The sequence below is a fragment of the Amycolatopsis cihanbeyliensis genome (genome assembly GCF_006715045.1).
GTDB classification, from domain to species: domain Bacteria; phylum Actinomycetota; class Actinomycetes; order Mycobacteriales; family Pseudonocardiaceae; genus Amycolatopsis; species Amycolatopsis cihanbeyliensis.
On sequence record NZ_VFML01000001.1, the window covers coordinates 5,554,749 to 5,575,965 of the forward strand.

The 21,217-nt window shown below is 70.0% G+C and carries 17 protein-coding genes; 14 read left to right on the top strand and 3 right to left on the bottom strand.

The genetic code is table 11. The features are described from left to right. Window positions 1–429 precede the first annotated feature (429 nt). The 3 genes from FB471_RS25375 (at window position 430) to FB471_RS25385 (ending at window position 6,333) form a co-directional block, all read left to right on the top strand. A complete protein-coding gene (locus tag FB471_RS25375; RefSeq protein WP_170220931.1) occupies window positions 430–3,693 on the top strand; it encodes an ATP-binding protein in 3,264 nt (1,087 codons plus the stop codon). A gap of 292 nt (window positions 3,694–3,985) precedes the next feature. Next, window positions 3,986–5,167 (top strand): low temperature requirement protein A, encoded by a 1,182-nt coding sequence (locus FB471_RS25380; RefSeq protein ID WP_142000852.1) that lies wholly within the window; start codon window positions 3,986–3,988, stop codon window positions 5,165–5,167. Further along, the gene (locus tag FB471_RS25385; RefSeq protein ID WP_142000853.1) at window positions 5,164–6,333 is read left to right on the top strand and encodes a low temperature requirement protein A; all 1,170 of its coding nucleotides are present in this window, start codon (window positions 5,164–5,166) and stop codon (window positions 6,331–6,333) included. Before FB471_RS25380 ends, FB471_RS25385 begins: the two co-directional genes overlap by 4 nt. A gap of 3 nt (window positions 6,334–6,336) precedes the next feature. Here FB471_RS25385 and FB471_RS25390 read toward each other — a convergent pair whose 3' ends face one another. Continuing rightward, complete coding sequence (locus FB471_RS25390) at window positions 6,337–6,960, bottom strand: TetR/AcrR family transcriptional regulator (RefSeq protein ID WP_142000854.1); 624 nt, start codon at window positions 6,958–6,960, stop codon at window positions 6,337–6,339. A gap of 78 nt (window positions 6,961–7,038) precedes the next feature. Here FB471_RS25390 and FB471_RS34640 point away from each other — a divergent pair, with 78 nt between their 5' ends. The 7 genes from FB471_RS34640 to FB471_RS25425 are packed head-to-tail and all read left to right on the top strand — an operon-like array spanning window position 7,039 to window position 14,106. Beyond that, on the top strand, window positions 7,039–7,779 hold the full coding sequence (locus FB471_RS34640; RefSeq protein ID WP_142000855.1) for an inositol monophosphatase family protein: 741 nt from the start codon (window positions 7,039–7,041) through the stop codon (window positions 7,777–7,779). Window positions 7,780–7,781: 2 nt separating this feature from the next. Continuing rightward, the gene (cysD, locus tag FB471_RS25400) at window positions 7,782–8,678 is read left to right on the top strand and encodes a sulfate adenylyltransferase subunit CysD (protein WP_246076580.1); all 897 of its coding nucleotides are present in this window, start codon (window positions 7,782–7,784) and stop codon (window positions 8,676–8,678) included. Further along, window positions 8,678–10,567 carry an adenylyl-sulfate kinase gene (gene cysC / locus FB471_RS25405; protein WP_142000857.1) on the top strand — a complete coding sequence of 630 codons (1,890 nt, stop codon included), beginning with the start codon at window positions 8,678–8,680 and terminating at the stop codon, window positions 10,565–10,567. Before cysD ends, cysC begins: the two co-directional genes overlap by 1 nt. A 59-nt stretch (window positions 10,568–10,626) precedes the next feature. Then, complete coding sequence (locus FB471_RS25410; protein ID WP_142000858.1) at window positions 10,627–11,703, top strand: DUF1214 domain-containing protein; 1,077 nt, start codon at window positions 10,627–10,629, stop codon at window positions 11,701–11,703. Further along, window positions 11,700–12,854 (top strand): sulfotransferase family protein, encoded by a 1,155-nt coding sequence (locus FB471_RS25415; RefSeq protein WP_170220933.1) that lies wholly within the window; start codon window positions 11,700–11,702, stop codon window positions 12,852–12,854. The genes FB471_RS25410 and FB471_RS25415 overlap by 4 nt, the downstream gene beginning before the upstream one ends. Next, on the top strand, window positions 12,854–13,633 hold the full coding sequence (locus FB471_RS25420) for an SDR family oxidoreductase (RefSeq protein WP_142000860.1): 780 nt from the start codon (window positions 12,854–12,856) through the stop codon (window positions 13,631–13,633). The genes FB471_RS25415 and FB471_RS25420 overlap by 1 nt, the downstream gene beginning before the upstream one ends. Next, window positions 13,630–14,106: an SRPBCC domain-containing protein gene (locus tag FB471_RS25425; RefSeq protein WP_142000861.1), complete on the top strand. Its 477-nt coding sequence runs from the start codon at window positions 13,630–13,632 to the stop codon at window positions 14,104–14,106. The genes FB471_RS25420 and FB471_RS25425 overlap by 4 nt, the downstream gene beginning before the upstream one ends. A gap of 13 nt (window positions 14,107–14,119) precedes the next feature. On the opposite strand, the gene FB471_RS25430 is transcribed toward FB471_RS25425, so the two are convergent. After that, a complete protein-coding gene (locus tag FB471_RS25430) occupies window positions 14,120–16,558 on the bottom strand; it encodes a penicillin acylase family protein (protein ID WP_142000862.1) in 2,439 nt (812 codons plus the stop codon). 65 nt (window positions 16,559–16,623) lie between these two features. Between FB471_RS25430 and FB471_RS25435 the strand changes: the two genes are divergently transcribed. The 3 genes from FB471_RS25435 to FB471_RS25445 are packed head-to-tail and all read left to right on the top strand — an operon-like array spanning window position 16,624 to window position 19,724. Then, the gene (locus FB471_RS25435) at window positions 16,624–18,234 is read left to right on the top strand and encodes a bis-aminopropyl spermidine synthase family protein (protein ID WP_170220934.1); all 1,611 of its coding nucleotides are present in this window, start codon (window positions 16,624–16,626) and stop codon (window positions 18,232–18,234) included. 37 nt (window positions 18,235–18,271) lie between these two features. Then, complete coding sequence (locus tag FB471_RS25440) at window positions 18,272–19,075, top strand: alpha/beta fold hydrolase (RefSeq protein ID WP_142000864.1); 804 nt, start codon at window positions 18,272–18,274, stop codon at window positions 19,073–19,075. Next, complete coding sequence (locus FB471_RS25445; RefSeq protein WP_142000865.1) at window positions 19,068–19,724, top strand: TetR/AcrR family transcriptional regulator; 657 nt, start codon at window positions 19,068–19,070, stop codon at window positions 19,722–19,724. The genes FB471_RS25440 and FB471_RS25445 overlap by 8 nt, the downstream gene beginning before the upstream one ends. Before the next feature lie 18 nt (window positions 19,725–19,742). On the opposite strand, the gene FB471_RS25450 is transcribed toward FB471_RS25445, so the two are convergent. Further along, window positions 19,743–19,991 (bottom strand): SHOCT domain-containing protein, encoded by a 249-nt coding sequence (locus FB471_RS25450; RefSeq protein ID WP_142000866.1) that lies wholly within the window; start codon window positions 19,989–19,991, stop codon window positions 19,743–19,745. 196 nt (window positions 19,992–20,187) lie between these two features. Between FB471_RS25450 and FB471_RS25455 the strand changes: the two genes are divergently transcribed. Beyond that, window positions 20,188–21,189 carry a hydroxyacid dehydrogenase gene (locus tag FB471_RS25455; protein ID WP_142000867.1) on the top strand — a complete coding sequence of 334 codons (1,002 nt, stop codon included), beginning with the start codon at window positions 20,188–20,190 and terminating at the stop codon, window positions 21,187–21,189. Window positions 21,190–21,217: the final 28 nt, after the last annotated feature.

Below are 21,217 nucleotides of genomic sequence, written 5' to 3' on the forward strand. Positions count from 1 at the left end.
TGGTTATTCGCGTGTATTGATGTGTCCGCTATCCAATGTGTGGACACCGTGTCGTATTCAAAGTCGGGTTACTCGGGCCGATAGCGTGCGCCACCACCGCCATGAACTGCGACAACCTCCCGCACGGGCCTGACGGCCCGCGGTCGCTGGGCCGTTCTGAAATAACCTCACTGTGCGCGCGGCACACCGCGAACTGAGCGGGTGTGCTCTGTGCACCGATCGCGGAATGGGTACCCCTTACAGTGGATGCCCGGTTGCGGCGGGTAGCGTAGCCGTCGCGACGAAGAGGGGGATGTCGGCACGGTAGGGCGTCCGAGCATCCGGGGTTCACCGACAATCGGACAGTTTTCAACTTTGCCGGAATCGTGATCTTTATTGCTGATGTCGTGCCGATCGGATCGGCTCGGCTCAGTTGTGGAGGAAGTCTGGATGGACTCAACGGAAACGTCGTGCGCTGCCGGCGACGACATTCCTGAGCGAGCGCCCGAGGTGTTCGTTTCCTATGCGCACGACTCGGCGACGCACAAGGAACAGGTGCTGGAGTTCAGCGGCCTGCTGACGCGGCACGGCATCGAGGTCAGGCTCGACCAGTGGGCCGGTCATGGACGTCGCGACTGGTACACGTGGGCGATGCGATGCATCACCCAGTCCGATTTCGTCGTCGTGGTTGCTTCGCCGCGCTACCGCGAGGCCGGCGACGGGCTGGCGGCGGCCGATCAGCATCGTGGCGTGCAGACCGAGGCCGCGCTGCTCCGTGATCTGTTGCACGCCAACCGGCCGGTCTGGATGCCGAGGATCCTGCCGATGGTGCTGCCGGGCCGCTCGGTCGAGGACATCCCGCTGTTCCTCCAGCCGCACTGCGCCGATCACTACCGGATCTCCGAGCTCACCGCGCCCGGTGTGGCCGAGCTCGTGGACGTCCTGCGGGCCGGGCCGGTGCCGCCGGGGCCGGCACTCGGTCGTGGGCGGGTACTCCCGCCGAACTCCTCATCCGCCCCCGCGTTGCGCACCACCGCGGCCAGGATGGCGACCCTTCCCAGGGACATCTCGTCCTTCACCGGCAGGGAGGGTGAGCTCGGTGAGCTGGTCGACGCGGTCGACGCGGACCGGAGGCGCGCGGGCGGCCTGCCCATCTACGCCGTCGAAGGCATGCCAGGGGTCGGCAAGACGGCGTTCGCGGTGCACCTCGCTCACCTGCTGGCCGATCGTTTCCCGGACGGTCAGCTCTTTCTCGAGTTGCACGGGCACACCCCCGCCAAGGCCCCGCTGGATCCGCTGGCCGCCCTCGGCTCCCTGCTGCTGGCCCTCGGTGTCGCCGCGCAGCAGATCCCCACCCGGTTGGAGGACCGGGTCCAGATGTGGCGCGACCGCCTGACCGGCAAGCGGGTCCTGCTCCTGCTCGATGACGTCGCGGGTTACGAGCAGCTCCGGCCCCTCTTCCCCGGGGCGGGCGAGTGCCTGGTGCTCGTCACCAGCAGGCGGCGGCTGACCGCGCCGGAGGACATCCGTTCGCTGTCCCTCGGCGTACTGTCACCGGGCGAGGCGGCCGAGATGTTGCTCCGGCTCGCGCGCACGGGCGCGAGCAGGCACGAACCGGACGCCGTGACCGAGCTGGTGCGGCTCTGCGGGTGCCTCCCGCTCGCCGTCGCGCTGACCGCGGGGCGGCTGCGCAGCCATCCGTGCTGGACGGTGCGGTACCTGATCGGCCAGTTGTGTACCGCGCAGGACCGGCTCGCCGGGCTGCATACCGAGGACCTCGCCGTCGCCGCGGCCTTCGACCTTTCGTATCGTGACCTCGCGCCGGACGAGCGTCGCCTGTTCCGCCGGCTGGGGTTGTACCCGGGCGACGAGATGGACGTGTACGCGGCGGCCGCGCTCGACGGTAGCGATCTCGACACGGCGGGCCGGCGGCTGGAGGCGCTGTACCTGCACCACCTCCTCGAGGAGGCGGCGCCCGGCCGCTACCGGCTGCACGACCTGATCCGGGACTACGCGGGAACCCTGGCGGCCAAGGAGCCCGCCGCCGAACGCCGCTGGGCCGTCGACCGGCTGCTCGACTACTACCTGCATACGACGATCGTGGCCGCTGCCCGGGTTCCGCGCTGCGCGGCGGTGGTGTACCCGATGACGACCGCGCCGACCGACCACGCGCCCGACCTGAGCTCGGAGGGCCTTGCGCTGGAGTGGCTGATGGCCGAACGGCTCAGCCTCAGCAGGTGCGTGGAGTACGCCGCGGACAACTCCCGTTTCCGGCACGCCATCCGCCTGGCGGTCACCCTCCACTCGTTCCTGCTCCTGCACGGACACTGGGACCACGCCGTCACCGTGCACCGGGCGGCACTCCGCGCCGCCCGCGCGAGCGGGGACCGGATCGGCGAGGCGGCCACCCTGAACAACCTCGGCTACATGCAGTACATGACGAACGACCTCACCGCGGCCGCGGAGAGCCTCCGGGCCGCCCACGGGCTCTTCGCGGAGGCGGACGAACGACTGGGCGTGGCCAACGTGCTGACCGATCTCGGGCGGCTGGAACACATCACCCGCAACTACCCTGCCGCCGTGGCGAACCTGCGCCGCGCCCACCGCCTGCACCACGACCTCGGTGACACCCTCGGCGAGGCCAACACGCTGAACGCCCTCGGTGCCGTGCTGTACGAGACCGGGAACTATCGAGCCTCCATGGTGAGCCATCGGCGGGCTCACGTCCTGTACGCCGACAGCGGTAACACGTTCGGACAGGCCCGGAGCATCAACAGTATGGCAGCTCTGGAAATGGCGTCCTCCCGGTACACGGAAGCAACCCGGAACTTCCACCACGCCCACGACCTGGCCGTGGCGCTGGGTGACTCGCTCGGTGAGGCGAAGGCACTCAACAACCTGGGAATCGTGCAAGGCACGACGGGAAAGTACGCGGCCGCGCTGGCGACCCTGACCCGTGCCCGCGCGTTGTACGCCCGGCTCGGTGAACAGTACGGCGAGGCGAACACATTGATCCATATCGGACGGGCGCACCACCTGGCCGGCCGGTACGACGAGGCGGCGGAGTCGCTCCTGCTCGCCACGCGGATGTTCCAGCGACTCGGCGACGAGCGTGGGATGGCCAAGGCACTGACCGCGCAAGGAAGGTTGCGTCACACCGGCGGCGACTACCGCTCCGCATGGAGCGATCTTTCCCGCGCGCGTGCGATCTACGAGCGGTTCGGGGACACCCACGGCGAGGCCAGGGCGGTCACGGCGCTCGGGGCGCTGCGTTGCACGTTGGGAGACTTCAACGGGGCGTTCGAGGATCTCACGCTCTCCCACGCGCACTTCAGCGTCGTCTCCGACCGGGAAGGGCAGGCGGAAACCCTGAACAACCTCGGCGTGCTCGGCTTCTGCTGGCCGTACGCCGGCGACCCGGAGACCCACTACACGCATGCGTTGGAACTGGCCCGCGAGAGTTCCGTACCGCTGGAGCAAGGGCGTGCGCTGGAAGGTATCGGTCGCTGCCGGGCGCGCAACTCCGACTCGGGCGAAGCCATCGACCATCTCTGCCAAGCGCTGACACTCTATCGGCGGCTCCGGGTTCCCGAGGCCGAACAGGTCGAGGCCGTGTTGCGGACGATGGGTCCTCCGGGCAGGCGCGGCGGGACCGGCGAGGCCGGTACCTCCGCGCCGAAGCCGAGACGGAAACCCTTCGACGGCAGGACATAGCAGGACATAGCAGGACACGGCACGACATAGCCCTCCGGAACACGCGGTCGTCGTCGCCCTGTCCCCGCCGCGGGACGATGTGTCTTGTTCCGCGGTCGGGTTATTCAGGTCTGCAATGCGCGTCGTCAGTGTGGCGACCTGCAACGGCCGCTCGCACGGGCCTGTCGGCCCGCGGTCGCTGGGTCGTTCTGAATAACCCTCGATGAACCCGTTCCACCGGCCCCCCGATCGGGGGATCCTGCCGCGCCGTGTCCTGTGCGCGGATGCCCGTTCCCTGACCTAGCCTGCCAGCATGCACTCTCGCAGCCCCGTCAGCACCGTGCTTCGGGATCGGAAATCGGGTAAAGCGCCAGAGGTCGGCGCGATCGAGCTGTTCTTCGATCTCGTCTACGTGTTCGCCGTCATCCAGCTTTCCCACTTCCTGGCCGCGCACCTGAGCGGCATCGGGGCCCTGCAGGTGGCGATCCTGTTCCTGGCCGTGTGGTGGGGGTGGAACTACACGGCCTGGGCGATGAACTGGCTCAATCCGGACAACGTCCTGGTCCGGATCCTCCTGGCGGTGCTGATGCTGGCCAGCCTGGGGATGTCGGTTTCCCTGCCCGCGGCATTCGACGACGAGGCGCTGCTGTTCGCCGGCTCGTACCTCTGCCTGCAGCTCGTGCGCAGTGCGTTCATGGTCTGGGCCTGCCGCGGTCTTCGTCTGGGCGCGAACTACGCCCGGTTGCTGGCCTACAGCGCCCTCGCCGGGGTCTGCTGGCTGCTCGGCGGGTTCCTGCCGGACCACCAGCTGTGGCTGTGGGCGCTGGCGGTGGTGATCGACTATGCCGCGCCGATGGTCAACTTCACCATCCCCGGTTTCGGGTCGGCACCGATGAGTACCTGGCCGCTGCACCGCGAGCACCTCGCCGAGCGGAACCGGCTGGTGTTCATCATCGCCCTCGGTGAGTCCATCCTGATCATGGGATTCACCCTGACCGACCTGGAGTTGACGGCACCCGTGGTCACCGCGACCCTGATCGGTTTCGTCGGCCTGGTGCTGTTGTGGTGGAACTACTTCGCCGTTCCCTCCGGCGGCGAACGGGAGGAGGACCCCGAAGGCGAACAGCAGACCGCCATCGCTCGTTCGGCGTTCGCCTACGCGCACGGGATCATGATCGCCGGTGCGATCGTGGTCGCGGTCTCGATCGAGCAGATCACCATGCATCCGACCGGGCACCTGGACGCCGCCGTGATCGGCTGTGTCACCGGCGGCCCCGTGCTGTACCTGCTGGGCAACCTGCTCTACAGCTACGCCCGCTCCGGGGCGCTCGCCTGGTCGCGGGTGGTAGTGATCGGGCTGCTGGTGGCACTGGCCGTGCTGGCGGGTACCACGCACCTGCTCACCCCGCTGGCGCTGGCGGGACTGGCCACCCTGTGCATGCTCGGGCTGGCGGTCTTCGCCACTCGCGCCGAAGCGGGGCAAGGGCAGGGGTGACCGCCCCGCTCTACCGGCCCATGCGGGCGCGTGATCCACGGGAGGCGCGCGGCCAGACCCCGCTGGAGTTGCTGTTCGACCTGGCCTTCGCGGCGGCCTCGGGGGCGGCGGCCATCCAGTTCGCGGACACCCTGCGCGGCACGGGGTGGGCCGAGGCCACGCTGGCCTTCGCGATGGCGTTCTTCGCCATCTGGTGGGCCTGGCTGAACTTCAGCTGGTTGATGTCGGCCTACGACACCGGCGACGGCGTGACCTGGCTGGTGACCACGCTGCAGGTCATCGGCGCCTGCGTACTGGCGGCCGGCGTACCCGGCGCCGCCGCCGAGCAGGACTTCACGGTCATCACCATCGGCTACGCCGTCATGCGGCTGCCGCTGGCCGCGCAGTGGGCGCGGGCCGCGGCCGGAGATCCCGCCAGGAGGTCCACCTGCCTGCGGTACGCGGCGGGGCTGCTGGTGGTGCAGGCCGGCTGGCTGGGCAGGCTGGCCCTGCCGGGGGAGTGGCTGTTACCCGTGTTCCTCCTGCTCGCCGCGGCCGAGTTCGCCGTACCGGCGTGGGCGCAGCGGGCCGGCCGCATGCCGACCAACCCCGGCCACCTCGCGGGGCGGTACGGTCGTTTCACCCTGACCGTCGCGGCGCAGGTGGTCGCCGCGGCCATCTACGCCATCCAGCAGGCCGTCGCCGAGGACGCGGCCCGCGGGCCGCTGGCGCTGGTCGCCGTGCTGGCCGTCGGCCTGGTCGGATGCCTGCTCTGGCTCTACCACGCGCTGCCGCACGCCCGGCTCGCGGCCGGCCCGTCGCCGAGGCTGTGGGAGTACGGGCACTTCCTGATCGTGGGTGCCGTCGGCGCGGTCGGTGCCGGTGCCCGGTTTCTCGCCGAGGGCGTCGTCTCCGGTGGCGCGGGAGCCGGTGGGATCCAGCGGTGGGCGGCCCACCCGCTGGCGCTCGCGGTGGCGGTGGCGGTGGCCTCGATCTGGCTGGTCTGCGTGCTTCCTTCCCGGCAGCACCCGGCCGGTTGGGTGCGGGCCCGCTACCCGGGCTGTGCCGTGTCGGTCGTGCTGGCGCCGGTGGCCATCCCCTCGCCGCTGTGGGCCGCCGGAACCGTCGGCCTGCTGCTCCTCGCGCTCGCCGCGACCGAGTACCGCGCGTGGGCAGGGGATCGGTAGCTCCTACACCACGATGCCGCGCTCGATGGCCTCGGTGGCGAACCGCACGAAGCGCCTGCGCGGGACGCGGCCCTGCCGGGAGCCGCCGAGCAGCAGGTCATCGGCGACACCGATGAGGGCGTCCCACACCCAGTGCGGCACGGCCGGGTCCTCGAGCAGGGTCTGCCCGCATGCTTCTGCCGTCTCGTGCAGGGTTCGGTCGAGGGTCCGTAGGGTGTTCCGGTACAACGTCGCCGAGGTCACGACCCCCTTGTTCCGCCTGCCGCTCGCCAGCACCTTCGCCTCCCACTGCGGTGCCGAGCGACCGAGCTTGCGCCACAACTCGGTGATCTGCGGGAGGACCTCCCGCAACACCCCAGCGATACCCAGCTCGCGATCCACCTCGGCCAGCGTCGCCCGCACCTGTTCGAGCCCGCGGGCGGTGAGCGCGACGAAGACCTCCTCCTTGCCGTCGAAGTACTGGTAGACGGTGCCGGAGCTGACGCCCGCGCCCGCGGCGATCGCCCGGATGGTCAGCGCCGCGTAGCCGGACTCCTCGAGCAGGCCCTCCGCGGAGGCCAGGATGTCTCGCCTGCGGCCTTCGGTGTCCCCCCACGCGGTGCCGAGCTGCTCGTGCGTCTGAGCCATGAACCCAGCCTACAGCAGGGGTGAACATTGTTCAGTTCAGGTATTGGACATTGTTCAGTTCGCCGCTACCGTTATCCCATGACGAACAACGACTCGGCGCTGGCTCGCCGGATCGCCGCCGAGGCCGGCGCACTGCTGGCACGCCTGCGGCACGGGGAAGGCGACCGAGCCGACCTCGGCGCGCGGGGCGACCGTGCGGCACAGGACTATCTTGCCGGGGAACTGCGGACGCACCGGCCGGCGGATGCCGTGCTGTCCGAGGAGGCGGTCGACGATCCCGCCAGGCTGGCCGCCGAGCGGGTATGGATCATCGACCCGCTGGACGGCACCGTGGAGTTCGGCGAACCGGGCCGGGTCGACTGGGCGGTCCATGTCGCGTTGTGGCAGGCGGGCGACCTGGCGGCGGCCGCGGTCGCGCTGCCCGCGCTCGACCTTGTCTACGCCACCGGCGACGACCTGTCACCACCGGCACCGCCGCCGGGACGGCTCCGTATCGCGGTGAGCAGGACCCGCCCGCCCGCGCAGGCCAGGCGGGTGGCCTCGGCGGTGGGCGGTGAGCTGGTGCCGATGGGCAGCGCGGGTTTCAAGGTGATGGCGGTGGTCCGCGGGGAGGTCGAGGCCTACCTGCATGGCGGCGGCCAGTACGAATGGGACTCCGCCGCGCCGGTGGCCATCGCCAGGGCAGCCGGGTTGCACACCTCCCGGCTGGACGGCAGCCCGCTGAGCTACAACAACCACGACCCCCGCCTGCCCGACCTGCTGGTGTGCCGGCGGGAACCGGCCGAGCGGATACTCGCGGAGCTGGCGGCGTCGAGGTAGTGATGCTCAGCTACCTCGACCGGCTGGAAGCCGACAGTATCGACATCTTCCGCGAGGCGGTCGCCGAGAGCGAGCGGCCGGTGCTGCTCTACTCGATCGGCAAGGACAGCTCGGTGCTGCTGCACCTGGCACGCAAGGCGTTCTACCCGAGCCCGCCGCCGTTCCCCCTGCTGCACGTGGACACCACCTGGAAGTTTCGCGAGATGATCGCCTTCCGGGACGAGACGGCGCGGCGGCTCGGCCTCGAACTCATCGTGCACCGCAACCCGGACTGCCTCGCCGAGGGCATCAACCCGTTCGACCACGGCTCGGCGAGGCACACGGACCTGTGGAAGACCCAGGGCCTGCGCCAGGCGATGGAGGAGCACCGGTTCGATCTCGCCTTCGGCGGCGCGCGCCGAGACGAGGAGGCTTCCCGCGCCAAGGAACGGGTGTTCTCCTTCCGCACCGCGCAGCACCGGTGGGACCCGAAGGACCAACGCCCCGAGCTGTGGCGGCTGTACAACACCCGGATCGGGCCGGGCGAGAGCATCCGGGTCTTCCCGCTGTCCAACTGGACCGAACTCGACGTGTGGCGCTACATCCAGCGCGAGCACATCCCGATCGTGCCGCTGTACTTCGCCGCCGAGCGACCGGTGGTGGAGCGGGACGGAGTGTTGATCATGGTGGACGACGACCGGATGCCACTCGCCGAGGGCGAGGTACCCGAGCCGCGCACGGTCCGGTTCCGCACGCTGGGTTGCTACCCGCTGACCGGCGCCGTGCCGAGCCAGGCCCGCACGGTACCGGAGGTCGTCGCCGAGATGCGGACGGCCACCACCTCCGAACGGCAGGGCAGGGTCATCGACCGGGACCGCTCCGGCTCGATGGAACGTAAGAAGCAGGAGGGCTACTTCTGATGACGCGGCCGAACACCCTGCCTCCCGGTCGAAACCCCGAGGACCGTGCCGACCTGCTGCGTTTCCTCACCTGCGGCAGCGTCGACGACGGCAAGAGCACGCTGATCGGCAGGCTGCTGTACGAGTCCGGGCTGCTGCACACCGACCAGCTCGACACCCTGGCCGCCGACTCGCGGCGACATGGCACCAGGGGTGCCGAACCGGACTTCGCGCTGCTGGTGGACGGTCTTGCCGCCGAACGCGAGCAGGGGATCACCATCGATGTGGCGTACCGGTTCTTCACCACCGAGCGTCGCCGGTTCATCGTCGCGGACACACCCGGCCATGAGCAGTACACCCGCAACATGGTCACCGGCGCGTCCACGGCCGACGCGGCGGTGATCCTGCTCGACGCCCGCAAGGGCCTGCTCAGCCAGACCTACCGGCATACCAATCTGGTCGCCCTGCTGGGCATCCGGCAGATCGTACTGGCGGTGAACAAGCTCGACCTCGTGGGCTACTCGCGAGAGGTGTTCGAGCGGATCAGTGCGGAGTACCGGGCGTTCGCCGCCGAGCTGGGCATCACCGAGGTGGCCTGCATCCCGATATCCGCCGTCGAAGGGACCAATGTGGTCACCCGCAGCGTGCGGACGCCCTGGTATGAAGGGCAGTCCTTGCTCGAGTGGCTCGAGTCGGCGGAGGCGCACGACGGCTCGCCCGCCGGCCCGGCACACCTGCTCGTGCAGTGGGTGAACCGGCCGGACGGCTCGTTCCGTGGCTTCTCCGGGCGGGTGCTGGGTGGGACGCTCCGCCAGGGGGATCGGGTCAGGGTACGACCCGGCGAGCAGGAGTCCGTTGTGGAACGGATCGTGACCATGGACGGCGAGCTCGCGGAGGCGGTAGGTGGCTCGGCGGTGACCGTGGTGCTCGCCGACGAGCTGGACGTCAGCAGGGGTAGCGTGCTGGCCGTGGGCACCGGGGTCGAGGCGGCCGACGCGTTCCAGGCGCACCTCGTCTGGCTGGACGAGCACGAGATGCTACCCGGGCGCCGGTATCTGGCCAAGTTCGGTGCCCGCACGGTCGGGTTCACCGCGGAACGTCCCAAGCACCGGATCGACGTGCGAACCCAGGCCAAGGAGGCGGCGAGGACGTTGCGGTCGGGTGAGATCTGCGTGGTGAACGTCCGCATCGACGAGCCGGTGGCCTACCAGCCGTACCGGCTCGACCGCGACCTCGGTTCGTTCATCGTGCTGGACCGGGTGAGCAACCGGACGGTCGGCGCCGGGATGATCGACTTCGCGCTGCGCCGTTCGGCCAACGTGCGCTGGCAAGCCGTCACCGTGGACAAGCGGGCCCGGACCACGCGCAACGGCCATCGACCTTGCGTGGTGTGGTTCACCGGGCTGTCCGGCGCGGGCAAGTCCACCATCGCGGACCTGGTGGAACGGCGGCTGCACGGGCTCGGTGCGCACACCTTCCTGCTGGACGGCGACAACGTCCGGCACGGGTTGAACTCGGACCTCGGATTCACCGAGGCCGACCGGGTGGAGAACATCCGCCGGATCGCCGAGGTGGCCGCGCTGATGGTGCAGGCAGGCCTGATCGTGCTGGTGTCGTTCATCTCCCCGTTCGGGGCGGAGCGCGCGCTCGCGCGTGGCCTTGTCGAGGCGGGAGAGTTCTGCGAGGTGTACGTGGACACCCCGCTGGAGACGGCCGAGCGGCGGGACCCGAAGGGCCTGTACGCCAGGGCGCGGCGGGGCGAACTGGTCAACTTCACCGGCATCGACTCTCCCTACGAGCCACCAGCCGAACCCGAGCTGCGCCTGGACACCACGCGATCGAGTCCGGAGCAGGCGGCCGAGGAGGTGCTCGGGACGCTGCGTGGACTCGGCGTGCTGGACACGTATTGAACATTGTCCAGTTTCGGGTAGGCTTGGATGTAGAACGTGTTCTACCCGGAGGAGGTCGCGTGACCGAGCTGGCCGAGGCATGGTCCGAGTTCTGCCTGGGGCTGGAGCGGGCGGGGCGGGAGGTGCTCCGGGACGCCGCGCCGGACACCCCGCTTGACCGCGCCGAGGGCTTCCGCTACCTGAGCCGCCTCACCAGGGAGATGCTCTACTCCTGCGTGGACAACGCCGACCCGGACTTCCCGCGGCTGCACGAGCTGGATCTGGTCAAGATCGGCGCGGACAACCCGGACAACGTCTACCTCTCGGCGAACATCCGCGGTGACCGCAGCTACCGGATCACCGGCCGGCGCGGCACGATCGCGTACTTCAGCATCGGTTCCAAGGCCAACCGGTACGCCAAGGACGGCACCATGGCCTCCACCGGCGAGCTGAACGGCAGCGAGCTGGTCGCGGAGCCGGACGGGACCATCGAGATCATCGCCAGCGCGACCGAGCAGGGGCGCAACTGGCTCCCGCTCGCGCCCGACTCCACCGGCCTCGTGGTGCGGCAGACCTACCTCGATCGCAGCACGGAGACGCCGGGACGGTGGGCGATCGAGCGGATCGGTGGCCCCGCGGAGCCGGCCGAGCTCACCCCGGAGTTCCTGGCCAGGGCGCTGCGGCGGGCCGCGCTGTCCGTGCACGGCACCGCTGCGACCTTCGCCCAGTGGACCGAGTTGTTCATGGCGAGGCCCAACGAGCTCGCGGACTTCGGCCAGAACATGTTCCAACGGGCCGGTGGTGACCCGGAGATCTACTACCTGCACGGCTACTGGACGTTGCGCCCCGGCGAGGCCTGGGTGATCGAGACCGAGGTGCCCGACTGCCCGTACTGGAACTTCCAGCTGGACAACTGGTGGATGGAGTCACTGGAGCACCGGCGCCGGATCACGGTCAACAAGCACACCGCCGTTCTCGCCGGCGGCCGGCTGACCATCGTGGTGGCCGACCGCGATCCCGGCTTCGGCAACTGGATCGACACCTGCGGGCACGGCAGCGGAACCGCGCTCCTGCGCTGGCTCGGCGCGCAGTCCCATCCCATCCCGGATTGCCGGGTGGTCGCACTGGACTCGCTCACCGACAAGGAGAACACGTGACCGCGACGACCGCACCGCTGGACGTGGACCTGCTGCTGGCCTCCGCGCGGGACAAGACCGGGCTGTTCGAGTTCGGCGACGACTGGTTCCTCGAGCCGCTCGGAGTGCTGGTGGCCGCGTTGAACGAGCAGGCGCGCCTGTCCGAACTCGGGCACGAGCTGACGCGGCGCAGGCTCATCGCCCTGCTGGCTGATCGCCTGCGGCTGCGCGCCCTGCAACGCGAGCATCCGGAGATCCTCGACGTGGAGCCGGTCGTCGCCGCGGTCATCTGCGGCCTGCCACGTACCGGGTCCACGCTGCTGCACCGGCTGCTGTCCGCCGCACCGAAGCTGACCTCCACGCTGTCCTGGGAGACCTCGTACCCGGTCCCGTTCCCCGGCGAGGGACCGGACGCGGCCGAGCGCAAGGACCGCGCCCGGCAACGGATGGCGGCCTTCCTCGAGCTCTCGCCCGACTTCGGCGACATCCACACCGTGACCTGGGACGCGCCGGAGGAGGACGTGATCCTGCTGGATCGGACGTTCACCTCGATGAGCTTCGACTCCTTCTACCGGGTACCCGGTTACGGGGACTGGTTGCGGTCGGCGGACCAGGGCAAGGCCTACGACGAGCTGCGCCAGTGGCTGCAGGTGTTGCAATGGCAGGATCCCGGCCGCGCGGGCAGCCGATGGGTGCTGAAGTCACCGCACCATCTGACCGCGGTGGATACCGTACTGGACACTTTCGACGGCAGCCGGATCGTGATGACCCACCGGTCACCGGTACGTGCGGTCCCTTCCTACGCCTCGATGGTGCGCGCGATGTCCGCCCAGTACAGCGATTCCGTCGACCCGGTGGCGATCGGCCGGTACTGGAGCGACCGGTTCGCCACCACCCTGCGCGAGTTCACCGCGGTGCGCGCGCGGCGACCACACCGGTTCGTGGATGTCCGGTTCGACGCGATGGTAGCCGAGCCCGCCGGTCAGGCTCGCCGGGTGCTCGACGCGCTGGACCTCGCCCCGGACGGGGCGGACGACGCCGCGTTCGAATCCTATCTGGACCGTGACCGGCGGGAACGCGACGCCGCGCACTCCTACACCGCTGAGGACTTCGGGTTGTCCCGCGCGCAACTCGAACGGGATTTCGCAGCCTATACGGAGGTGTACCTGTGATGCTCGACGGCGAGGTCGTGCTCGTCACGGGGGTCGGGCCGGGCCTGGGCGCCCGGTTGGCCACCCGCGCCGCGGCCGAGGGCGCGAAGGTCGTCATGGCGGCGCGCTCGACCGAGGTGATGGACCGGGAGAAGGAGCGGATCACCGAGGCGGGCGGGGAGGCCCTCGGCGTTGCCTGCGATGTCCGCAAGCCGGAGGAGGTGAACCGGCTGGTGGACGCCGCCACCGAGCGGTTCGGCCCGATTACCGGGCTGGTCAACTCGGCCTACGGGCATCCCGGTTTCGCCGACCTGCTGGACGCACCGGAGAAGGCGCTCCGCCGCTCGATGGACATCATCCTGTTCGGCGCGCTCAACGTGACCCGCGCGGTGGTGCCGGGGATGAAGGCGGCCGGCCGCGGCTCGATCGTCAACATCGGCACGATGACCACCCGCAAGCCGATGCGCGGGGACGGCGGGTACGCGGCGGCCAAGGCGGCGATGGGGGCGGCGACCCGCTCGCTCGCACTGGAACTCGGCGAGCACGGCATCCGCGCCAACCAGGCGCTGATGGGCTGGCTCGACGGTCCGGGGGTCCGGTTCTACCTGCGGATGACCGCGGAGCAGCGGGGCGTCACCGAGCAGGAGGTCTACCGGGAGATCGCCGGGGACAAGCCACTCGGCCGGATCCCACCGGACGAGGCCTGCGCCGGTGCGGTGCTGTTCCTGCTGTCTCGCTACGCCTCCGAGATCACCGGGGCGACCCTGGACGTCAACGGTGGGGAGTACATGCCGTCATGAGCGAGTCGCAGATCGTCGAGTCCGTCACGGTGGAGATCGAGGCACCGGCCCGGTTCGTGTGGGAGGTGCTGGTCGACTACCCGCGCTACCCGGAATGGAACCCGTATACGGTGCGCGCGGAGACCACCCTGCGGATCGGGGACCGGATCGATCTCACCGTGCCCGCCATGGACGGCTCGGCTGGCACCTTCGTGAACCGCGAGTACATCCGGGTCGTCGACCCGCCACACCACCTGCGTTACGACACCGGGGATGAGCTGCCCGGCATCTTCGCGGTCCGCGACCAGTGGATCGAGTCTCTTGGGCCGCGCCGCTGTAGCTACCGCACCACCGACACCTTCAGCGGCGAGCACGCGGGGCAGGTGATGCGGCAGGCGGGCCCCTGGGTCAAGGAAGGGTTCGACGCCGTGGCCCGTGCGCTGAAGGCACGGGCCGAGCGGCTCTGGTCCCCGGACCAGGGGCCCGCCAGCTGAACAGGCTTTCAGGTCAGCGCTCGCGCAGGCGCACCAGCCGCAGCTCGGGCGAGGTCCAGATCTCCCACTCGCAGAACCTGGACCGTACCCACCTGCCATCGGCGAACAGCCGGGTCTGGTCGGCGTAGTGCGGTGAGCTCGGATCGCTGGACTGCGAGTAGGTCAGCAGAGTGGCCGCGTCCGGGCAGTGCCCCCTGGAGAAGGAGACCGCCTGGATATGGCTCGACCCGTGCTCCACCTCGGTGTTGCCCTTTTCCGGGTCCCAGGTGGGGACGATCATGTTGAGCACACCCTGGTCGCCGTGCCCACCGTGGACCGGGATCCGGTCGCCGTTTCGCACCACGTAGTGGTTTTCGCCGAGCGGCGCGTCCGGTTCGATCCCCGCCGCCCGTAGCTCGGCGATGGCGTCACCCAGTGCCTGCCGCACTCGCGGGTCACCGGTGTTCAGCGTGTTCGGTGTCGCGACCGGATCGGCCGGGTCGAACGGAACCCGCCACTTCTCGCGCAGCCGGGCGATCTTCAGCCAGTACCGTTCGAACAGCAGGCCACCGCGGCTGTCCGCGGCCATCCGCTGGTCCCATTCGGACAGTGCGGTGCAGGCGCTGCCGACCTCGACAGTGCCACCGCCGGAGGTCGGTGCCTTGCCGCTGGGGAAGTCCGCGCACATCCTGGCGGTGTCGGCCGCCGCCTGGGTGCCTGCCCAGCTGCGGTCGTCGAACAGCAGGTCCTGCATGTCCTTGCGGGAGAACCGGCCGCTGGCGAGTTGCTGCTCGACCGCGGTGATCCCCATCCGGGTGCGCGGCCCGCGCTCGGTGCCGATATCACCCATGATCCGCGGATAGCCGGTGATCGGCTGCCGCGGGTTCGATAGCCAGGCGCTGTCGTTGGAGTTCGCGACGTAGTCGGTCCGGTTCAGCACCGGCATCCGGCTCGGACCGAAGATGCCGGGCACCAGTGCGTCCGGGTCGTTGCCCCACGCGCATTCACCCCTGGACCCTTCGAGCACCGGGATGCCGGTCGCCGGGAAGATCCGCGAGCCGAGCGGGGTGCTGCACCGCCGCGCCAGCTCGTCCGTCACATGCGGGACGACCTGGACGTCGGCGTAGAGCGCGTGGCCCTGCCGGTCGGCGGCCACCGTGTTGACCCACGGCACCCCCTGGGTCCTGGCCAGCACCCGCTGGACCTCGCGGGTGCTGCGCGCCCTGCCGAGCTCGAACCAGGTGTTCAGGCCGCGCAGGTTGCCGTGGTTGGCGTCGCGGATGGTGTAGGCGCCGGTCTCGGTCCATGGCAGCGGGAGGTTGCGAGTGGGGGACAGCACCGGCCCGTAGCGGGTCGAGTAGAGGGTGCGCTCGACGGTGTCCAGCGAGCCGTCCGGCCCGCGGACCTCGACGGAGACCGTGCGGCTTGTCATCCGCTCCGCGCGGCCGTCGACAAGGTAGGTCGTCGGCTCGCCGGGCACGAGGTCGACCTGGTAGAGGCCGAACGTTCGCGGAGTGGCGACCGTGTGGCTCCACGCCACGTCGCGGTTGAAGCCGATCTGCACCAGTGGCAGGCCGAGCAGGCTGCCGCCGCTGACGTTGAGCTTGCCCGGCACGGTCATCTGGGACTGCCAGAACCGCCTGCCGCCGTGCCAGGGGTAGTGCGGGTTGCCCAGCAGCAGGCCCTTTCGGTTGCGCGTACCGTCCCTGCCGACGGCGATCGCGTTGCTACCCATGTCCTGCCGCCCCATGGCACGGCGCACCCGGTCCGCGATATCGGCAGGGATCGCCGGTTCGGCGCCGGCCGAGCCCTGGCCGGGGCCCGGTGGTGCTGCCGAGGTGATGCCGTCGATCATCTGACCCTGCCCGCTGATCGTGGCGACCGCGTAGAAGTGGCGGTACACGTCGATCTCGGTGATCGGGCGGACCCATTCGGCGTCGCGGCATGCCGGGTCCGAGATGCCGGAGACGCCGGTGTCGCGCAGGTAGCGGTTGTAGCCCGCGACGTACCCGCGGATGATGTCGCGCACCTCGGCCCGCGGGCCTGCCGGTGGTGGTTCGGCGAGCGCGCGCTCGACCACCCCGGAGTCGATGACCTGCTGGAAGTACAGGTCGCTGCTCAGGCTGGTGCGCGCCGACCCGAAGGCGCGGTTGCCGGGTGCGTCCGGCCCGAGGTAGCGGGAGCGCTGCGCGTCGACGGTCAGATAAGTGTCCGCCAGCACGCAGATGTTGTCCTTGGCGGCGGCGAAACCGTACCCATAGCCGAGCCCGGCGAAGTTGGCCGCCTTGATATGCGGGATCCCGTACTCGGTGTAGCGGATGTTCGCCGCGAGTCCGCGCCCCGACGCCTCCCGCAGTTCCGTCTCCCCGGCGGCCGGTTCGCCCGCGGCGACTCCGGAAACCGTGGTCATGACCGTGGTGACGGCGAGCGCGATGGCCGCGAGCCCCCGAGGGGTGGCTGTGTGCTTTCGCATACCTCACGTTCTACCGCAGCGTGCGGGCGGGAGGATCAGGGATCGCCCGGATGTACAGTGCGCCGGTGACGACGAACCCGGCCGAGTTGCGCAGCGGCATCGAGCGTTATTGGGGGATCGACCTGCCACTTGCCCTAGGGGTACTGGAACAGCTCGCCGACGGCGGATCGCACCGGATGGCCGAGCTGGTTGCCCGTTCCGGCGTCTCTCGCGAAGGGGTCAAGCAGGTGCTCGGACTGCTCGGTTCGGCCGTATCGGCCGAGGATCGCGCGGTCCGGCTGGACCCGGACTTCCTGGCCGCGCCGGACCAGCTGCGCCCGGTGCTCACCCGGCCGGACCGGGGGACCGAGGAGCGGCTGCGTACGGTCCTCGCGGCCGCGCGGGCCGACCTCCCCGCGCCCCGCCGCGACCTGGACCATGTGCCCGCCACGGTGGACACGGTGGTGCACAGGGCGTTGTGGCTGACCGAGCGTTTTCACCTCGCGGGGCACCGGCTGCTGGTGCTCGGCGACCGGGACCTGACCGGGCTGGCGGTGGCCGCGCTGCTGCCCTCGGTCCAGGTCACTGTGGTGGATGTGGACGACACGGTGCTCGGGGTGCTCGGCGAGCACGCGCGGCGGGCGGCGCTGGACGTCCGTACCTGGTTCGCCGATCTACGGCTCGGGCTGCCCGAACCGGTCCGGGACGGCGCCGACCTGGTGTTCACCGACCCGCCCTACACGGCGGACGGCATCGGGCTGTTCGCAAGGCGCGGGCTGGAGGGGCTGCGCCGCAGTGGCTGGGCCCGGATGGCGATCTGCTACGGCAGCGGGGAACGGCAGGTCGAGCTGAGCTTCCAGGTGCAGCGCGCGCTGACCCGGCTCGGCCTGATGCTGGAGGCGGTGCTGCCCCGGTTCAACACCTACCAGGGCGCCGAGGCGCTGGGCTCGGCCAGCTCGCTGTACCTGTGCCGGCCCACCAAGCATGCTTGGAAGCAACCCGGCGCGGAGGACGGCAGGCTCAGGATCTACAGCCACGGCGCGAGCTCGCTGGAGTCGGCGGACCGGCTGCCAGCCGGGCTGATCGGCGGGCAGCAGGGCACCGGCGAGGAGTTGACCGTCGGCGAGGGCTGGGGGCGGCATCCCGCGGTGCCGGTGCCGGACTACCTGGCCACCCTCACCGGGGAGGCCCCGGGCGTGCGCAAGCGGGCGATGTCCAGCGCGGTATGGCTCGACCTCACGGCGGGCTTCGCGGGCCAGCTGCCGCGGGTGCTGCTGTGCGGGCCGGGAAGGGAGCTCACCGTGGCGGCACCCGCCGGAGCTCAGGACACCCTGGCCGGGCATCCACATCTCGACCGGCTGATCCGGGCCGGATACCGGCTCGAGGTCCGGCAGTTCGACGGCAGGGTCGCGGTGGTCACCCGCCGTGCCGAGGGCGGCGGTTCCCCCGTTGCCGCGGCAGCGGCCGAACTGGCGAAGCGAACCGGGGCGGTGGCCGCCAACGCCCTGCGGGAGGCCCTGATCACCGGATGCAGAGCGGCCGGACGGCAGCTGAGCAAGAACGAGGCACGGGCACTGCTCGCCGAGGCCGGACTGCCCGCCGCCATGCAGCTGGCGCGGCCGGCCGAGCTGCCGCTCACCGAGCTGGACGCGGCGGCGCGGGCGTTGCTCGGCATCTTGGGCTATCCTGACCACTAGATCAATAATTGACTAGCGAGTCATATTTGGAGACGATGTGCCTATATCCGAACGTGGCGGCCGGCCGGTGTACTACGAGGAGCACGGCACCGGCTTCCCGGTGCTGATGATCACCGGCATGGCGGCCACAATGGACTGGTTTCACTACAACATCCCTGCTTTCGCCGAGCGTTACCGGGTCGTCGCCCAGGACCTCCCCGGCAGCAACCGGGAGGGCGTGCCCGCCGCACCCGGCCCGTACTCGACCCGCGAGCTGGTGGCTGACTCGATCGGCATCCTGGACGAGCTGGGTATCGAGCGGGCGCACGTGGTTGCGCTGTCCTTCGGCGGCATGATCGCGCAGTGGCTCGCCATCGACCACCCGGAACGGGTGGAGCGCCTCTCGATCGTCGGCAATGGGCTGGGCAGGATGCCGAAGGAGATCGCCGAGGCCGCCGCGGGGGCGGCAGCGGCGGAGCAGTCCGAAGAGGACATGGTGCGGATCGTTCGTCAGATGACCTTCAGCGAGGACTTCCCCGAGCGGCAACCGCAACGGTGGGCCTTCTTCCTGCGCGAGATCCATGGCAAGCCTGCGCGGCCGCAGACCCAGCAGGCGCAGCTGGAAGCCTCGTTGCGGCACGACGCCATGGACCGGCTGGCCGAGGTGCGCGCGGAGGTCCAGTTGCTGGCAGGCGAGCTGGACACGGTGAATGCCCGGTACGCGCCCGAGCTTGCCGCGGCCATCCCGCACTGCGAGTTGAACGTTCTGCCCGGGATGAACCACGGCCTGAACCTCGAGTTCGCCGAGACCTACAACGACATCGTGCTGCGTTTCCTCGGCTCCGGCAGCCCCGGTGAGTAGCGGTCGGCAGGGAAAGGCGAGTGCGGGGGAGTCCCCGCGCAGGCAGCGGCGCAGGGAGCGCAACCGGGCGGCCCTGCTCGACGCTGCGTACGCCTGCTTCCGGCGAGGGGGGTTCGTCTCCACCACGATCAGCCAGATCACCGAGGAAGCGGACGTCGCGCACGGCACCTTCTACAGCTACTTCACGACCAAGGACGAGGTCTTCACCGAGCTCGTGGATCGGCTGCTGGAGGACCTGTTCACCGTCGTCAACGGCCCGCGCCAGGAGCCGAGCGTGCGCCGCAGGCTCTCCGTCGCGCTGTCCGCGTTCTTCCAGCGGTGCCACGATGAGCGCGAGATCCTGCTGGCGCTGCACCAGGCCAGCCGGTTGCACGAGGACTACGCGCGGAAGTGGGAACGGTTTCGGGAGCGGCTGCGGCGGCAGGTGGAGCACGATCTCGGCTGGCTCAGCCGCAACCAGTACCTTCCCGGGACGCTTCGGGTCGACCTGGTGTCCACGGTCATCACCCGGATGATCGAGGGCGTGGCCCTGCACATCGTGGACGCCGCCGACGCCGACGTGGAAGCTCTGGCCGACACCACGGCCACCCTGTACTACGACGCCGTGTTCCGCCCCGCGTCCGGCAGCGAGGACATCACCCTCTCCTGAGCCACCGGAGTACCGGGCTCACTCGCGCAGCGCGGCCCTGCGTCTGCGGTACTCCTCCTCGTCGATCTCGCCGCGGGCGAAGCGCGCGGCGAGGACGCCCTCCGCCGACTCGGCTTCCGGCGCCGCCGGGGTGCGGTCCGGCCGGGCGAGGCGCCGCAGCAGCAACACGATGACGGTGATCAGGCCGCCCCAGAACAGGACCATGGCCACGATCATCAGGGTCCACCCGAGCCAGCCCTGGCCGGGATGGTCGTAGTACCAGTGCATGACAGCCTCCTCGGAATGGGCGACATCCGAGCATCGATCCGGGCCGTCGCTCGGGCACAGGGCACGAGGCACCGGGTGCGAGGGACGTTGGTCCTACCGGGAGAGGGCCAAGTCCAGCATTCTCCCGGATCTCGGCGCGGCTAGTTTTCCAGTGCGGGCGGGAACGCCCGGCGCCGAGGGACGAGGAGAGGGCGAGATGAGGATATCCGTTTTCGAGGCCGAGGAGTGGGAACGCGCGGCCTTCCGGCGGCTGAGCGCGGAACACGAGGTCCGGTTCGAAGCGGCGCCACTCGACCAGGAACTGGCCGGGGAGCATGCCGACGCCGAGGTCATCTCGCCCTTCATCTACTCGGCCCTGGACGAGAAGGTCCTCGATGCCTTCACCGGCCTGCGTCTTATCGCCACCCGCTCCACCGGGTTCGACCACATCGACCTGGACTGGTGCCTTCGGCACGGGGTGCGGGTCGCCAACGTGCCTACCTACGGCAAGAACACCGTGGCCGAGCACGTCTTCGCACTGCTGCTGGGGCTGAGCCATCACCTGGTCGAGGCCGTGGACCGCACCCGGAGGGGCGACTTCTCCCAAGCCGGGCTGGCCGGCTTCGACCTGTTGGGCCGCACCATGGGCGTGATCGGCACCGGCGATATCGGCAGGCACACCATTCGGCTCGCCAAGGGTTTCGGCATGGAGGTCCTCGCGGTGGACACCGCACCGGACGAGGATCTCGCGCCGACGCTCGGCTTTCGTTACACCGGAATGGATGAGTTGCTGGCCGGGTCGGATGTGATCAGCCTGCATGTACCTGCCTGCCCCGGTACCCACCACCTCCTCGGGCCGGAGGAGTTCGGTGCGATGAAGCGCGGCACGATCCTGATCAACACCTCCCGCGGCAGCGTGGTCGACACCGCTGCCCTGCTACGCGCGCTTTCCGACGGCACTGTCGCCGCGGCCGGACTCGACGTGCTCGAGGAGGAACCGACCGTCCGGGAGGAGGCCGAGCTGGTGCGTTCCATGTTCGCACGGGAACACAACCTGGAGACGCTGCTGGGCGACCACATCCTGCTGCGCATGCGCAATGTGCTGATTACGCCGCACACGGCCTTCAACACCCGCGACGCCGTGCAGCGCATCCTCGACACCACCTGCGACAACATCCTGGCCCATACCGCAGGACATCCGCGCAACCTCGTCCGCTGAGGCCGCACCGGTCGTCTGCTGTGAGTGG